Annotated in this window: 17 protein-coding genes and 5 pseudogenes; 9 read left to right on the top strand and 13 right to left on the bottom strand. The window is 59.2% G+C overall.

Annotated features, from left to right (window positions below; translation table 11 throughout):
- Positions 1-393, top strand: a 393-nt coding sequence (locus tag FB009_RS30495; RefSeq protein WP_186447693.1) for a flavin reductase family protein, incomplete at its 5' end; no start/stop codon positions are given.
- Between the two features lie 42 nt (positions 394-435).
- Here the strand turns inward: FB009_RS30495 and FB009_RS30490 are convergent.
- Positions 436-1,376, bottom strand: a pseudogene (locus FB009_RS30490) (IS630 family transposase).
- Here FB009_RS30490 and FB009_RS32945 point away from each other — a divergent pair.
- The 4 genes and pseudogenes from FB009_RS32945 to FB009_RS30470 all read left to right on the top strand — a co-directional run.
- Entirely contained in the window at positions 1,315-1,542 is a 228-nt protein-coding gene (locus FB009_RS32945; RefSeq protein WP_101806763.1) for a hypothetical protein, read from the top strand. The pseudogene FB009_RS30490 and the gene FB009_RS32945 overlap by 62 nt on opposite strands.
- Positions 1,543-1,545: 3 nt before the next feature.
- Positions 1,546-2,440 (top strand): annotated as a pseudogene (locus FB009_RS30480) (transposase).
- A gap of 208 nt (positions 2,441-2,648) precedes the next feature.
- Positions 2,649-2,855, top strand: a complete 207-nt coding sequence (locus tag FB009_RS33495) for a hypothetical protein (protein WP_234888312.1) — start codon at positions 2,649-2,651, stop codon at positions 2,853-2,855.
- Positions 2,755-2,997 (top strand): annotated as a pseudogene (locus tag FB009_RS30470) (transposase); the annotation flags it as partial. The gene FB009_RS33495 and the pseudogene FB009_RS30470, both read left to right, overlap by 101 nt.
- A gap of 108 nt (positions 2,998-3,105) precedes the next feature.
- Here the strand turns inward: FB009_RS30470 and FB009_RS30465 are convergent.
- Positions 3,106-3,243 carry a hypothetical protein gene (locus FB009_RS30465; protein WP_011970760.1) on the bottom strand — a complete coding sequence of 46 codons (138 nt, stop codon included), beginning with the start codon at positions 3,241-3,243 and terminating at the stop codon, positions 3,106-3,108.
- Positions 3,244-3,445: 202 nt separating this feature from the next.
- Positions 3,446-4,891 carry a DUF1254 domain-containing protein gene (locus FB009_RS30460; protein ID WP_029723281.1) on the bottom strand — a complete coding sequence of 482 codons (1,446 nt, stop codon included), beginning with the start codon at positions 4,889-4,891 and terminating at the stop codon, positions 3,446-3,448.
- Between the two features lie 181 nt (positions 4,892-5,072).
- Here FB009_RS30460 and FB009_RS30455 point away from each other — a divergent pair, with 181 nt between their 5' ends.
- Both FB009_RS30455 and FB009_RS33490 read left to right on the top strand, forming a co-directional pair.
- A complete protein-coding gene (locus FB009_RS30455) occupies positions 5,073-5,798 on the top strand; it encodes a helix-turn-helix transcriptional regulator (RefSeq protein WP_011970758.1) in 726 nt (241 codons plus the stop codon).
- Positions 5,799-6,211: 413 nt separating this feature from the next.
- Positions 6,212-6,456: pseudogene (locus FB009_RS33490) on the top strand (hypothetical protein); the annotation flags it as partial.
- A gap of 200 nt (positions 6,457-6,656) precedes the next feature.
- Here the strand turns inward: FB009_RS33490 and FB009_RS30440 are convergent.
- Together FB009_RS30440 and FB009_RS30425 are read right to left on the bottom strand one after the other, a co-directional pair.
- Positions 6,657-6,908 (bottom strand): WGR domain-containing protein, encoded by a 252-nt coding sequence (locus FB009_RS30440; RefSeq protein ID WP_011970757.1) that lies wholly within the window; start codon positions 6,906-6,908, stop codon positions 6,657-6,659.
- Positions 6,909-7,752: 844 nt separating this feature from the next.
- A complete protein-coding gene (locus FB009_RS30425) occupies positions 7,753-8,043 on the bottom strand; it encodes a hypothetical protein (RefSeq protein ID WP_024325582.1) in 291 nt (96 codons plus the stop codon).
- Positions 8,044-8,288: 245 nt separating this feature from the next.
- Here FB009_RS30425 and FB009_RS33730 point away from each other — a divergent pair, with 245 nt between their 5' ends.
- Together FB009_RS33730 and FB009_RS30420 are read left to right on the top strand one after the other, a co-directional pair.
- Entirely contained in the window at positions 8,289-8,414 is a 126-nt protein-coding gene (locus tag FB009_RS33730) for a hypothetical protein (protein ID WP_256380305.1), read from the top strand.
- 228 nt (positions 8,415-8,642) lie between these two features.
- Positions 8,643-8,867: a hypothetical protein gene (locus FB009_RS30420; RefSeq protein WP_225996840.1), complete on the top strand. Its 225-nt coding sequence runs from the start codon at positions 8,643-8,645 to the stop codon at positions 8,865-8,867.
- A gap of 120 nt (positions 8,868-8,987) precedes the next feature.
- On the opposite strand, the pseudogene FB009_RS30415 reads toward FB009_RS30420, so the two are convergent.
- The 8 genes and pseudogenes from FB009_RS30415 to FB009_RS30380 all read right to left on the bottom strand — a co-directional run bounded on the left by FB009_RS30415 (position 8,988) and on the right by FB009_RS30380 (position 15,009).
- A pseudogene (locus tag FB009_RS30415) lies at positions 8,988-10,158 on the bottom strand (site-specific integrase).
- Between the two features lie 27 nt (positions 10,159-10,185).
- The gene (locus FB009_RS30410; RefSeq protein ID WP_024325581.1) at positions 10,186-10,461 is read right to left on the bottom strand and encodes a type II toxin-antitoxin system RelE/ParE family toxin; all 276 of its coding nucleotides are present in this window, start codon (positions 10,459-10,461) and stop codon (positions 10,186-10,188) included.
- Positions 10,461-10,721, bottom strand: coding sequence for a CopG family ribbon-helix-helix protein (locus tag FB009_RS30405; protein ID WP_011970754.1), 261 nt, complete (start codon positions 10,719-10,721; stop codon positions 10,461-10,463). Before FB009_RS30405 ends, FB009_RS30410 begins: the two co-directional genes overlap by 1 nt.
- 132 nt (positions 10,722-10,853) lie before the next feature.
- Positions 10,854-11,183 carry a hypothetical protein gene (locus FB009_RS30400; RefSeq protein WP_011970753.1) on the bottom strand — a complete coding sequence of 110 codons (330 nt, stop codon included), beginning with the start codon at positions 11,181-11,183 and terminating at the stop codon, positions 10,854-10,856.
- On the bottom strand, positions 11,184-11,564 hold the full coding sequence (locus tag FB009_RS30395; protein WP_011970752.1) for a hypothetical protein: 381 nt from the start codon (positions 11,562-11,564) through the stop codon (positions 11,184-11,186).
- Between the two features lie 290 nt (positions 11,565-11,854).
- Positions 11,855-12,463: a DUF1003 domain-containing protein gene (locus FB009_RS30390; protein ID WP_127581955.1), complete on the bottom strand. Its 609-nt coding sequence runs from the start codon at positions 12,461-12,463 to the stop codon at positions 11,855-11,857.
- Positions 12,464-12,553: 90 nt separating this feature from the next.
- Positions 12,554-13,387 carry a DUF1614 domain-containing protein gene (locus FB009_RS30385; RefSeq protein WP_011970750.1) on the bottom strand — a complete coding sequence of 278 codons (834 nt, stop codon included), beginning with the start codon at positions 13,385-13,387 and terminating at the stop codon, positions 12,554-12,556.
- 224 nt (positions 13,388-13,611) lie between these two features.
- A complete protein-coding gene (locus tag FB009_RS30380) occupies positions 13,612-15,009 on the bottom strand; it encodes a sigma-54-dependent transcriptional regulator (RefSeq protein WP_102045632.1) in 1,398 nt (465 codons plus the stop codon).
- Between the last annotated feature and the right edge of the window lie 153 nt (positions 15,010-15,162).

The following is a 15,162-nucleotide window of genomic DNA, read 5'->3' as shown; positions in this document are numbered from 1 at the left end:
CCCGCCGAAGATCGCTTCGCTGCTGTCGACTGGGCGAGAGCCCCGAACGGCTGTCCGATATTCGCGCAGGTGGCCGCGTGGTTTGAATGTTCGATCCATAATGTCATCGAGGCGGGCGACCATGTCATGATTTTCGAAAGCAGCGGCTTGAATGGTCTGGGCTATGCTCGCGGCGGCTACTTCACTCCAGGAGCCAATTCCTCTGCAGCGGGCGGAGAGATCGGCGCCGTCGCGGTGTTGGAGCGCCACGCCGCGCTTTTCCCATTGGGCGACCAAAATCTGGCTCTTCCGAGTTACAGCGCCGGGAGCGGTGACCCAGCAAAGACACTGGCGTCCCAGCTCGAACGATCGGGACTGAGCGTCCACGATTGGTTTTCTCTGCTCGATCTATGAGGAAAAGCGGACCGGCGACAGGTCTATTAGAGTCTGTCAGGTTTATGTTGAAACATATCCAGCATGCCTGAGATAGGCGGCGCATTCGTGCGGGCTGAAGGCTTTGAGGACTTCGCCGACGCGCCTCCATGTCGCGTCGACGCTGCGCTCGTCGGCTTTGCGCAGCAGGGTCTTGAGTTTGGCGAACATCATCTCGATCGGATTGAGATCGGGGCTGTAAGGCGGCAGGAAGAACAGATGGGCGCCGGCATCGCGGATGGCGTTGCGTGCCGGCTTGCCCTTGTGGCTGCCAAGATTGTCGAGGATGACGATATCGCCGGGATTGAGGGTTGGTGCCAGGCATTGCTCGACCCAGGCGGTGAAGGCAAGGCCGTTGATCGGGCCATCGAGCACGAAGGGCGCGACGATGCGGTCGTGGCGCAGTCCGGCGAGGAAGGTCAGCGTCTTCCAATGGCCATGCGGTATTCTGGCGAAAAGCGGCTGGCCGCGCTGACACCAGCCGCGGGTGCGCGTCATGTTGGTCTTGACCCAGGTTTCGTCGACGAACACCAGGCGGCGCGGATCAAGTCGATGTTGATGGGTCTTCCAGCGGCTTCGGAAGCGCGCCACCTTCGGCCTGTCCTGCTCGCTGGCGATCAGCGTTTTTTTTAAATGTCTTGCCTTCGCGGCGCAGGAAACGCCAAACGGTGTCATGAGAGACATCGATCCCGGCCGCCTTCAGATCGGCGGCAAGCGCCCGCACCGTCCAATCAGGCTTGGCCGCCAGCCGGCGGTGAACCTCATCGGCCGCCGCGCCCCGCAGCATGGGTTTGACATGGCCACCCATCTTGGCCGGCGCCAAACCGCGGCCGGACCGCTCGCGCTGGCCGATCCGCCGTCGCCGCGGATATTCCAAAGCGCAACGAGGCCGCCCGCACCGTCATGCCTCCGGCCAATGCGTCGGCGACGCCCTGGCGTAAATCCAGAGAAAGAGGTCGCGCCATCATTGCTGGCCTCCTCACCAGCAATGATCTTGAATCACAATCGCAGCAAAAAGGGAATCCCCAGGCGATTCAGCTTAAGGCTGACCGACTCGAGCAGGCTGTTGAAAAAGAAACTGGCCTTGAGGCTTTCGCCGTGATTCACTCGCTTTATCGGTTTTTGGAGTGATGCATGCGCGGCGGCGATGTGAGGACGGGCGAACTCTTCAGCTATGTCGATCTGGAGGATCGCGTTCGTAAAGATCATCCGCTACGGGCAATTCGGCAGATGGTGAACGATGCGCTCGTTTCACTGGAAAGGGAGTTCGCTGCGCTTTATTCGCCAATTGGGCGGCCATCGATCGCGCCTGAGAAGCTTCTGCGCGCCATGCTCTTGCAAGCCTTCTATTCGATCCGCTCCGAGCGGCTTTTGATGGAACCTGGGCGTCGATCAAGAGCTTCAAGCCGAAGGACGGCCCAAGGGGCGATCATGGCGGGCCACCGGCGGAGGCGGCGGTCGGAATGTGGAAGCAGACTTTCATGGCGAAAGGCGTTCCAACGAGACGCATGCTTCAACGACCGATCCCGATGCGAAGCTTTATAGGAAGGGAAAATGCAAGGAAGCCAAGCTGTGCTTCATGGGGCATGGGCTGATGGAAAACCGCCATGGCCTGCTGGTCGATGCCTATCTGACAGAGGCCAGCGGATATGCTGAACGGGTAGCGGCGTTGCATATGATCGGGCCCTTTACTGAGCGGACACGAGCGATCACGCTGGGTGCCGACAAGGCCTATGACACAAAGGACTTCGTCCACGATTTGCGGTCGATGAAGGTGACGCCCCATGTGGCGCAGAACATCAATGGTCGCCGCTCGGCCATTGATGGGCGCACGACGCGTCATCCCGGCTATGCGGTCAGCCTGCGCATCCGCAAGCGCATCGAGGAGGCGTTCGGCTGGATCAAGACCGTCGCGGGGCAGGACAAAACGAAGTTCCGTGGCCGCGACCGCGTCGGATGGGCCTTCACCTTCGCGGCCGCCGCCTACGATCTGGTGCGGCTACCGAAGCTGATAGCGGTGCTGTCATGAGCGTGGCGTCGAATTGCCGCCTGATTGACAGCTGGCGGATCGTCGAGGCCGATCTGTGGGATCGGGATTATCTCGACCTGGTCGAGCCCGCCAAGATCACCATCGGGGCTAACGGTCAGGCGAGATCGCCTTCGGTGCGATGCAAGCGGGACTCGATCTCGGCTACAGCACGTCCATGGTCTCATTTACATGGGCAGGATGCGACGAAATGGACGAAGTCTCCGGTGACGGACATGCCGAATTGCTCGACGACGGCGCAATCGAGATCGCGTTCGCTTACCACAACGGCGACGAGGCCATCCTAAAGGCCAAACGGCAACACCCTCAAGAACGCCATACAGAGCGCCGGCATATCAGAGCAAACCTACTATCATTGGAAAGGTGCTGCGAAGATTTCCGCGCAAAAAGAGGATAAGGCCACCGAGTTCCTACCAGCCGGCGACGAGTTGGCAGATCTTGTCGAGCTGGAAGCGGAAAACCAGAAGCTCCGCAAGCGACTGGCGGAGAAGCTGCGAGGGGAAAATGCCGAACTTCGCAAAAGGCTCGGTCTGGACTAAGCAGAAACGGGTGTGCGCGAGGCACATTTGTGTCCTGCGTATGTACCAGAGGCCTATATTTGCTCCCCGTTGATTCTCGCTGGCAAACGACGCCTGCCGTCCCAGCTTTTACTGGGTGAAGGCCGGACCTTCGACCGCGCCGTTAGTCGGAATGTCAACGGCTTTCGCCGGCCCGAATTTCTGCACGCTCATCCGCCGACTATCGCCGACGTCTTTCTGGCTCTCCAGCAAAACTGCCTGTACCATGAATGCTCTATCCGCTCTTTAGTCCACTCGTCAGAGCGCAAGATCACGACGGCGAAGACGGTTCACAAGGCGGCCTCCGCCGAAGGCACACGCGCCTGTTGCGCCGTCGCAAAGGGATCCTTGCGACAGCTTATCCTTCTCACCGGCCTCTACCAAAACTGACCCCTCTTAAGGAGAAGTGCAGCCGTTTCTGGAAATACCGTTATATGGCCTTCTCAATGTCAGGCAAGCGCCACGACTTGTCGAAATATGGCTCTAGCGGACCGAACAAGCGGAAATACACAAACCAAGCCTTACCTGGCGTTGTCGGTATCCAGTTCTGCTCCAGGCCATCCGGAGTCTGCGGTCCCATAACGATCTCAATCGAGCCGTCGTTTTGGACCTTGAGATTTTGCCGTGAGGACCGATCCACGATCTGTTGCTTGTTCTGAATGAGACCGCGCGTCTCGGTGTCGTAGAGCGTGATCGACCAAAAGGTCTTGGCGGGTACATTGGCTGGAACGCGCAACCGGTAAGACTTTGCGCCGTCGAAAGCGTGTCCGTCAGGATCACTGTAGGCGGTGAGGTATGCCGAGCCAGTTCCGGGTGTCTTGGTGAGAACGGCGGCGGAAGTGCCTGTGACCTCGTAGAAGAAGGCCGTCCGTTGATCGAGCAGAGTACCATCCGGTCCGTCCTGTTCGTTGACAAAGTCCTGAGGGATCAAATATTCCCAGTGCGTATCGTCCCTATAGCGCATCCCTGGAATGCGCTTGCTGAAAGCACTGGCCTTCGCCATCGCTTCGCCGAGGATTGCGGCGTTGTGAAGTAACCCCGTCTGCCGGTCGTTTGGCGAGAACGATCCGCCATAGGTGACGCCGAGCGGCTTCAACATAGCGGCAAAGAAGCGGTCTCGATCCTCGATCTGCTCACCATCCAGCGCCTGAATCAACGACTGCCAGTATGCGAGGCCCTTAGGATGAGCCATGCTGGTCAACTCGCCCTCCGTCTTGAATCTAAGAAACGCGGCCACTCCACTCCCTGTAGCGCCAAGCGGATAGACCTGAGTGTTAGAGAAAACAGCCTCGACCGTCTTGAGGTCACCATCGAGTCCCCGGCAGAACAACAGGACTTTGTTGGTGCGGGAACGCAGCAGTTTTGCGCCAGCCGGGGAATTTTCCGGCGCTTCATGCGCCGGACCAACCACTACGAATTTCGCTCCCTTGCCGCCATCTGGGCCCGAAACGCCGACATCAATGAGCGGACGATCCCACCAGTCGATCAGGGAGCCGGCCGTGGCGCCTTCGGGATATTCGATGACAATCGGTCCTTCTGTAAGATCAAACCACGCGAACACATAGGGCGTCGTCACATTCGACCCGAGCATGGCACTGACGTCCCTATACCCGGCAACAAGCACAAGATCGCCGCTCCTGGCTTCGGCGTTGTCGACAAGCATCCGGCGCGCACCTTCCATTCCGACGATCGGAACCGCCCAGAGATAGCCCTGCACTGCGCGTTGAAAATCCATCGTGTCGTAAAGCTTCTCGACCGTATCTTGCGTAGGAATTCCGAGGTCGAACTCCAGATCGACACCCTGCGGGACGGCTTTGGCGGCAGCATCGTGTGCTGCCGCCGCGCTAGCTCCAAGAATTGCAGCAGACGAAGCCATTTTGAACGCATCCCTCCGAGTGATTTCCATCTAAAATACTCCCTACTGTTCGATTTTCTGCATCTTTACAACAGACATGCTGCCACCATGGTGTCAGCATAAGGCATGCCGTAAGCGATCGATTAGTTGCACGGCCACGACGTGAGGTCGGCCCATCTCATTGGGAAGCAAAAGGGACGTTATGCGTAGAGCAGACAGACTACTTCAGATCATACAGATCCTGCGCCGCGAACGCAGACCGATCAGTGGCCGCACCATCGCGTCGGAACTGGAGGTGTCCTTGCGAACGATTTACCGCGATGTCGCAGCGTTGGAAGCATCCGGCGTGCCGGTTTTGGGCGAGCCGAGCGTCGGGTACGTGCTGCAGGATGGCTACGATCTGCCACCACTGATGTTTTCGACGGACGAGTTGGAGATCGTCATGCTGGGATTGCGCATGATCGGAGCGCGGGGAGACATAGAAATCAATACCACAGCGCGCGACGTTGTCGCCAAGATCGCTGCCATTTTGCCGGATGCAAAGCGTTCTGAATTCTTGACCGCCCCCTTACTTGCGCCTGGGCCGGAGGTCTTACCGGAGGACGGCCCCGTGCTGCTCCAATTGCGAGGTGCGATGAAGGCTAATCGCAAGGTAGAAATACTGTACCACGCCGCGGACCGTGAGCCTGGGTGGCGCGTTATCTGGCCAATCGTTATCGCATTCTTCGATCGCGTCCGGGTGCTCGCCGCGTGGTGCGAGCTTCGGGAGGCGTATCGTTATTTCCGGACCGATAGGATGGTAGAAGTCAATATGCTTCCTGCGAAGATCCCTCGCTCGCGAAAGCGGATCTACGCGGACTGGTGGCATCACGAAAAAATGGAACAAAGGTTAGGTATCGACGGCATGGGTGTTGTCGCTCGCGCCTAGCGCCACAGTGCGGCGCGGCAGACTTGTGTCACGACCGATTTTGGGTTGATTAGGCCGGAAAGTTAAATCCGTTTGGGCGTCGAAGGCTGACCCCAGAGGAGATGGCTTAATGTTGAATGTTTCCGGTTTTCAGAGCTATCAGGGGGCCTTGCCGGACGAGAACGCGAGGGTCGTTGTTGCCAGCGCCGGCGATCCTCTGGACGCTCACACCACGCAAAAATCGCGCGGCAGGTCCTCGCGGATGTGCTCAAGAATTGTGTCGGTGTTTTTAGCGTTGTTTCGCGGTCCTGGATCGGCAGATAGGCCAGGTCGATGTCGACCGAGTGCCGCGGCATGTTGCGGTAGAAGAGGTTGACACGCCAACTGACTGAAATCACTTGTACAGCAATCTCTAGTTAAATGCCAAGCGACACCAGCGTCGAACGACATCAACCGGCACTTCTCGAAAGCGCGCCCTCGCCCAGACGATTGCGCACAATGCGTAGGTTGGGGTCGAGGATCGAAAGCCGCAGACCGGGACTGTCGACAATTCGATCTCCGTCGACGCGCGTGCCACGCTGGACGCAGACGACAGCGCCTCAAGCGGTTACTGGCTGAACGGCTTCGTGCACAGAACCTTCGGCTGAAGAAGATGCTGGAACGATCTGACGCCGAATAGCGAGGTCGCAACACTGGCGTCGGGGAAAAGAAACCAGCTGACGTCACCTGCCGTGTCGTCGTGGCGTTACACTGCTGAAGGGGTGCGGCTACTTTGAGCCAATCGGATGCGTCTGGCGTCATCCCACCGCTCTGCCGAATATGGCGACCCGCCGCCGGGTCCGAACGAACTCAATATCAGAGGCAGACACCCTTCAGAGGTCAAGAGAGCGGTTTGGGCATGTGGCCGCGGGCTCGCTTCTGGCGGGCCAAGAAAAGGAAGGGGCTGATCGCTTGGAGGTCATCCGTAAACAAATCAATGCGCTCCTGACCGCGAGTGCCGATGCGACCCCAGCGACGGACGAGCGCGGAGCCGCCGAAGAGATCCGGTTCGATCGACATGGCGTAAAAGCGTGCCATGTTTTTAGTGGTGTCGCTTCGTTGAGCATATAAGCGGAACCAGTGCTGGGTCATGCCCTCAAGATTCGTCGCTCAAGGTTCAGCTGTCCAACAACATTTATGAATCTATGATGGCCAAACGATGCATGAATTTGATGCGACGCTCGGAGTTCGGCGCCACTCGCTGTACGAATCCCTTCTCGCTCAGTGCTTTTTGGCGTGCGTGTTGCCGCTTCGTCGCATAGGGCGACTTCATTAAGGCCCGCAAAGACCAACTTCCGGCTCACTCCCGTTTTCCACTCCGCCGAAAGGGGCGGAGCGAAGCAGGCGGAGGCCTGAACGCGATGTTAGCAACGGCGGACCCGGTAATGCTCTTCACTGCCATCCGTGCGGCGCAGGAGGATTTGGGCAGACGTGTCGATCGGCGCGGAGCGCAAGTAACGCCTGAGGAACCTGTCGTCATCGACCTGCCGCGCTTCACCGCTAATCTGAAGACGGCTTGGAAAGCTGGGGAGGTGCGACCTACGCATAAAAGGTCCTATCGGCGGACCAAACCCTATCCGAAGAGGCCGACCATGCTTGGGCCGTATGAAGCTCAGATTCGGTCATGGCTGGAAGCTGAGCCGACACTCTCGGCAGCCGTCGTGCTGCAGCGGCTGATGAACGTCGATCAGACACGCTTCACGAACAAAAGCCTGCGGACGTGCAGATGGCAGTGAAAGCCTGGCGTCAGGAGTCGGCCCTTGAGAACCTCAATGGCGATTGGATGACGCCAGTTCTTCCACCCGCCAAATCGTTCGGTAACATTCTTCGGTGAGGCATTAGGGGGGGGGGCAGTTTTTCATTTCGTCCGACAAAAGTCCAACTGTCGATCATAGTGGGTTCGGAGTTTGCTTGTTCGATGATGCGGCAAGCCTGTTCAAACAGGTAGCAACATCTGCTGACCGGTCCGCGCCAAAGGGAGGGGGTATCCAGCAAGTAAGGAGAACTTCCGTGCCAGATCGGAGGCGGCCGTCGGATCAACGTGCATTTCGTCCAGGAACGAGATCTGAATACTCTCGTCGACCTCGGAAAAGAAGGAAAATGCTGAAGGATCGAAAGAGACTGCGCTGGCAGGATCGGAAATCTTCGACGCCAGCTGCTCAGCCGAAAGGGTCGTCCCATAAGGGGCGTTGACAGTGGACAGAACCTTTCCTGCAACGACCGACATCTTCCTGAACCATAGAACACCCGAATTGTACATACCGCGACGATGTTTGCGAAATGAAGGATCGCAGGTGAGGAGGTCAACTCCGGCGAACTTGAGTTCTGCCGGGGCCGCACGCGACGGCCGCAGGCTTTCCGGATGATTTTTGTTTCGGCGTTCTGTTTAGAAGGAAGGCTGGCGGATCGTTTAGGTCGGTCCGGCCGGAACGGCTCTGAAGCTTCCTTTCCGACCGAAAAAGATAGCCGGAAATGTCGATGGCGACGACATGTCATGAGAACGTGTCGATGGAATCGCAATTTATCGACATGTCGCGTCGTCAGCAAATGCAGGGTGGCGTGCAAATTTTCGCTGCCGACGGCTTCGAAGCAAGCTGACGTGGCTCGGATGCCTGCGCCACGCAGCATCCCACTGGTAAAGCGGTGCGCCCGCTCCGACCCGCTCGGTTCGGCCGACAGCTCTCCTCCTCGCAGGCTGTCAGTCACTATGCAGCCCGGTGCATCTCTTCCCGCACCAGGCTTTTGTCTTTTTAGCAGGAGCTCTATCGCGATTTTGCCATCCTCATCGGTCAATTCCTCAATGAGGAATTCCAAGGAGGAGGGATCGTGGAAATCAGCGCCAGTAAGCGCGAGCTCATCGCGGTGATGAGACAGTATTTTGCGGCGAAAGCCGAGCTGGAGAGCTTGAAAGAACAATTGGAGACTGCACGACAGGCAGCTGGCGAGGCGTTCGGCGTTTTCTACGATCCCCGCCAGAACGCCGCACGCCGCCGACCTGCAACGCTCGCATCGCTTGAAGGCAGAGATGGCGTCGCTGATGCAGCGTGCTGAGGCCTGGGGCAGGGCAGCATCGGGTGCTGACGAGCACGATAGATCGGCGGCGGAAGCGGAGCCGGAAGAATAGGGGTCGTTTGAGAACCGAGCCGATGCTCTCTTCGGGCATAGTTACGCTTAGACGATCAGCCGGGCCGCTCGTCCATTCTTTTGTTCCGCATTGTTGTAATAGCTGGCCGCCTGGGTCACCGATTTGTGCAGCGACTGCTGCATCGCCTCTGGCAGTGAGACGCCTCGGTTTGCAGCCTCGGTCAGATAGCCGGACCTTAAGCCGTGCGCCGAAAACAGCGCCGCATCGAGACCGGCCTGCTTGCAACGGCGCTTCAGGATCAGCTTGACGGATTGCGGCGTGAGCGCCCGACGGTCGATGTTGCCCCACTGATCGATGCGCTGAAATATCGGTCCTTCCTTGATCGCAGCTTCTGCCAGCCAATGTTTCAGGGCGCTCACTGGCCGGCCGATCAGCAACACATGCTCGCTATCATCGCTTGTGGTCGTCTTGGTGCGACCGAGATGAAGACTGAGACAGGGGAGGGAAGGGGAATTCTTGTCGGCTGGATCGGCGCGCACCGGTTCCTCGTCAACGAGATCCCCGACGTGCAATCCCGCCACTTCGGAACGGCGACGGCCGCCGGAGGCGGTCAGGAGCAGGGCCCGATCGCGCACGTCAACCAGTCGATCGGAGGCGCATGTTTCGAGGAGCTTTGCGAGCACGTCGCCAGTAACTGCCTTCCTGCTCTTGCGTTGGCGCGGCCGGGCGCTGGCGCGAACGGCAAGCCGTAGGGCGGATTTCAGCGACGGTGCGCCGAAGGCGCTGGTCAGGCCCCGCCAGTCGGGTGAGGATCGACCAGGAGGTCAGCCGTCGCCGCACCGTGCCGGGCGCATGTGGGCCGAGGGCCCTGAGCAGGCGCTCGGCGCGCAACCCGGCCTCGACCGCCGCCGGCATGCCGTGCGCCGCGTCCTCGGCGCGCTTGACCGGATCCCAGAGGTGATGGGCGACGAACTTCAGGAGCAGTGCTTCCGGCGCCGGCCAGGGGAGGGGGTCACCGGTGGCGAGGCGGCACCAGGCCTCGAGGTAACCGAGGTCGGAGGCCAGCGCGCGGAGCGTATTCTCGCCCATGCCCTCCTGCGCCAGATGCTTGAGTGTGGCGACGTCGTCGTCGGTCAGCAGCGCGACGAGCTGGTCGCGCCAGTCGAAGGGCAGGATGGCGCCGAGCGCGTCGAGTTCCTCGGCGCGGCGCAGGATCGCATCCTCGCCGATTGTCACAGGACAGTTTCCCTTTGCCACAAGAACGCCTTTCCGTTTGGCACCTTCCTAACGGTCTTCACGCGTATGCCAAAGCCGCAGCACGTAGATCGTCGACTGCCGGATCTCATACCGTATTTCGTAATGGCCAACGAGAATTCGCCGAACCTCTCGAGGGTCGAATTCCTCCAGCCGTTCGCCGATACGCGGTTGTTCGAGCAGGCGTGCTGGAGCGCTCGTCAACGATTGCACAGTACGAGCCGCAGCTTGCCGATTTACCGGTGCCAGGAAATCATAGAGGCGCCCAAGATCGGCGACTGCCTTACTCGTCCACTCAAGCTTCATCACAGCGGCAAAGATAGCGGCTTGTCACTATCAAGACTGTCGGCCCAGGCCTGGACGGCCTGGTGATCGATAACGCGGTCAGCGTCGACGTCGGCAAGCGCTTCCAGCGTCAAGCGTCGGCGCTCCTCTTCCTGATCGACCCAAGCGGTCAGCGCCTGCTTGACGATCCACCCGCGCGAGCGCTCAAGCCGGGCCGCGATCTGATCGACTTTCTCGGCGAGCGGCAGAGGTACGTGCGCCGTCAGCACCTTCGTTTCCATGTTTGGCTCCTGCCGATTCATTTTCAATCACAATGATTATTATTGATTATCATTGAAGCGAAATCAAGGGTTGGGGCGCGGCCCGACATCGCTCGGGACAGGCCTCCATTTCGATTCCGTCTCAGAGTAGCATCAACCTTCCGGCAATTTTTGTTGGCACTGATACCTCGTTATCCCATTCAACGCGGCAATGTGGCGAAGCAGGTTTTCGTCCGTCTTTCCTTCGTCCTGGCACTTGGGACTGAGGCCGCTTGCCATGCGACAGGCATGGATATCGGCAGCAAAGAGGAAGGTGACATCCACCGGTGGGAGTGGCCGAGCTTCCTGCGCGAAGCTACGGGAAGGCACAAAACGCGATGCACTGGCGCCGATCGCCGCTGCCAGGATGGCGCGTCTAGAAAGCTGGCCGCGCTTGCTCATTCTTGGCTCGCTGATAGGGGCAACCTCAGTGTCGGTCGTCATTTAACCCCCGAATGGCAGTAATGGCCAGCCAAAGCAGGTGTGTATCGCCGCCTCGTGCCGCAGCTTGTTGAGGGCCACTGTAGTGAGTTCGCCAACCGAGCGCTTGCTTTTCATGCGTTGATTGGCAGCGCGAAGCTCGCTGAGAATCTTGCTGAGCCGTGGTGCACTCACGGCTGTGGCAGTTGTGGTCTGATATACCGGTGCTGCCGTGATCGTAACACCGTCGTCACCGTAGATCCCCTGGTAGTAACTGCCGTTCTCGGGGCCCCGCGCGGAAAAGCCGCGATCCTCGTGCCCGTGGTGGTTGGCTGCGAAGGCGCCCCCTGCAGCCAAGGACAGGGTGAGGGCTGCGATCGCCGATGTCTTGATGAACGAGAGCATTCTTGTAACTCCTGAATTTGGAAGCGGTGAGCTTCCTGTGGGGGCTGTCTCACACTGTCGTGTCGCGGCCTTCGGTCGCAGGCAGTATTCAGCCTCAAGAACAATAATGAGCGATGCTTATCTGGATGTCACATCAATAATAATTTGATTCTATTCTTCACGAATGTGACAAATATTTTCCAGTTGCTGTGCTTCGGAAGAGAAAGCCTTTCTCGGAAATAACTTCAAGAAGTAAATCTTTCCAGTTACATTTATCTCTGAGTGGGGAAGCGATGTTAAACTTTAGATATTTAAAAAAATATTATGGATTTGGATTTGGAGGACTCCCGGAAGTGCCTGCTTTTTTCAATGCGCTGCAATTGGTTTGTGAGGCCAGTTAATTGGTCCCGTATCTGCAAGATCTCTTTGAGGCGCATTTCATCGAGCTTGTCGTGCAGCGCCAAAATCTCTATCTCGGCCTTGAGATTGACCTGATAATCGTGCGCGGCATCCATACGGTCTCGTGCCGCCTGACGATTTTGCGACATCATAATCACCGGCGCCTGGAGGGCAGCAAGCATTGACAGCAAGAGATTGAGCAGAATGTAAGGGTAGGGATCGAACTGGTCGCGGCCGAGCAGCAGACTGTTGGCGACGGTCCATAGCAACAGAAATCCTAAGGCAGCGAAGATGAACATCCAAGAGCCGCCTATGCGGGCAATCCCATCCGCAACACGCTCGCCAACTGTCAGCTCCTTGTTGTAAGCCTCGTTGCGGTCTGTCGAAACTGCGCGTTTCGCGATGGCGCTTCGCAACACCCTTTGCTCGAGTTCGGTAAGGTCCCCGGGCTCCTCGTCCAACCAGCGGTCGGCCAGCTCGGCAATGCTCTCGTTTTTCAGCGGAAGATCTGAAGCTCGCATGATAGCTCCTGTCGGTAAGGGTTGGACCTTATCATGATCAAGCAAGCCACGTGCCGGTACAGCAACACCTTGTTCGTTTTGCCTTTTCCCTCATCCTCGTCTCCGGGCCGATCCGGATTGGGGGATTGCGCCCATGTCATGGCTGATTTCGACCAGCCTCACGGGCACTGTGTGCACGGCTTCCGGAATACCGGCCGATGCGGGCAGCTGGTTCGTCTGCGAGCCGCGCAGACCCCGGGGAATGCTGGCGATGAGCACGGCAAGGACTGCAGTAACGAAGATCCCGTCGAATGTTCCGGCCCCACCGATCGAGGCCACCGGCGCGCCCAGTCCTTGCAAGTTCCCGAGATTGAGCAGGTCCGCGCCGGCGAGCGTGCCAAGGCTGCCGCCGACGTAAGCTAGCGGCGCGGCATATTGCCGGGAAAGCAGCAGAGCCACGAGGCCGGTGCTGACCGCGGGAACGAACACCGGCAATGCAATGCCGAGGCCCGGCACCGGTCGAGCGAGCCAGTGGCACACGGCGGCGACAACGGCGGTTGCCAGCAAGCCGCGGCCCCACAGCCTATTTTTCGAAAGCAGATAGACCGAAATCAATGTCGGGATCAGTGCCCCGCCGACATTCACCGCGATGATCGTGCCCGGCCAATCGACGACGACTGGCACGAGGTAACGCATGCCGACGTAATCGACCACACGGTCGGATAGGATTTCCTGCCCAGGCAATTCCACCAGAGGCAGATTGAGATAACTGCCGAGCAGTGATCCTAGGAGAAGGAGCAGCGCAGTGCGAGCGCTGATGCCGAGGCGTACATACGCATATTGCAACATTCCCGCCTGGATCAGCGCCAGAACGAGGAACGACAGCCCCAGGATGGAAAAGAATGGCGCCGGAAGAGGAAGGTAGTGAAGTTGGCTCAAGTGCATCGAAGCCTCCACCAGTGTACGTCCGAGTGCTCTGTCGGAATGGTCGGCACCCAATTGCCTCCATCCAAGGTGGCGACCGCGACCGGACAACGGGAGCGACGCGCCACAGCTATGAGAAGCAAGCGCCGCACCAGAGGGTAACCTGTTGTTGGGACTAAGTTATTGGGAGAGACTGGAGAGTAGAAGGTGGATATCCACCACTCATCGGTGGCTTGCGTTCGCTCTCACCGTTGCGGCGCGTTCTGCCCCTGCAGGTCGTGGCGGGCCATGCGGTAGCGCAGGGTTTCGCGCGTGAGACCAAGCCTTCGCGCCGCTGCCATGACATTGTAGCCGTCACGCTGCAGGGCCGCCTCGACGATCAGCTTCTCCATCGTGTCGAAGTTCATCGAACCGTCCAAGGGAAGGAAGATGAGGTCGCCTGCAGCGGTCATCGTCGCCGGCGCACCGTCGGGCGCGATTTGCAGCCATTCGGCCGGCAGCTCTTCACCGGTGGAGAGAAGCACCGACCGCTCGACGACGTTGCGAAGTTCGCGCACATTTCCCGGCCAGTCGTAGGCGGCAAGGAGCGCCCGCACGGCTTGGGGAACGCGTTTAACCCGCTTGCCGGCGATAGCGTTGAACTCCGGGATGAGACCGGCGACGATCTCGTCGATATCCGCCTTGCGGGCCCGTAACGGCGGGAGATCGAGTTGGAAAACGCTGAGGCGATGATAGAGATCTGCCCGAAACGCCTTCTCGGCGACGAGTTCCCGTAAGTTTCGATTGCTCGCTACCACCACATGCACGTCGACCGGTACCATCCGCTCGCCGCCGACCCGGCGGATCGCCTTGTCCTCGAGCACCTTGAGGAGCTTTGCCTGAAGATCGAGATCGAGTTCGCCGATTTCGTCAAGAAAGAGCGTGCCCTCGGTCGCCTGTTCCATGAAGCCGCGATGGTTGCTCTTTGCTCCGGTAAAGGCACCGGCCTCGTGGCCGAAAAGCTCGGACTCTACCAAGTCGCGCGGCAAGGCTGCGCAGTTTACCTCGATCAGGGGGCCGTTGGCGCGCGTGCCGCTGTGGTGCAGAATGCGCGCGGCAAGGCCTTTGCCGCTGCCAGTCTCTCCCGAGATGATGACACTGCTGAGCGGGATTTGGCACAGCCTTTCAAGCGTATCGCGTACGCGTTCGGCATCCTTGCTACGGCCGACAAAGGCGGCCGGGCTGTAGCGGTTGCGTTGCTGCGAGGCTTCGTCGGCGATCCGCCTCTGGGCGCGCGCGCCGCGTCGCGCCGCGGTAACGATGCGCTCGAGGCGCTCGCGGTCCATCGGCTTGGTCAAAAAATCGAAGGCACCAAGACGCTTGGCTCGCTCCGCATCCGGTGCCTCCCCGAATCCGGTGAGAAAGATCCATTCGCGGCTGTCGCCCTCGCCACGGGCGCGTTCGAGGAGGTCGAGTGAATTGCCGTCGGGCAAATGCAGATCCGACAGCACGACGAGCCCTTCGTAGCCAGGCCCGAACACGAAAGAGCCAGCCTCCCCGAGGCTGCGGACGAGGCGCGTCCTCCAGCCTACGCGTTCGAAATGCCGCTTGAGATCGATGCCGAGCATGGCGTCGTCCTCGATGATCAGAAGCTCGTCACTCATCGTACCTCGACTTTTGGCGTACCTCGACTTTCGGCGCCTGCGCGATCCTGCCTGTGGTTACTTTACGCTTATCCCTTAGTGAGGTGGTTGAAAACCACCAAACTGGCTGAAGTGGCCCGGAACGAAGCCAACGAAGCCATCCACGCCGACCGA

This window comes from Sinorhizobium medicae, from assembly GCF_007827695.1.
GTDB lineage: Bacteria > Pseudomonadota > Alphaproteobacteria > Rhizobiales > Rhizobiaceae > Sinorhizobium > Sinorhizobium medicae.
This window is presented reverse-complemented; position numbering and strand designations above follow the sequence as displayed.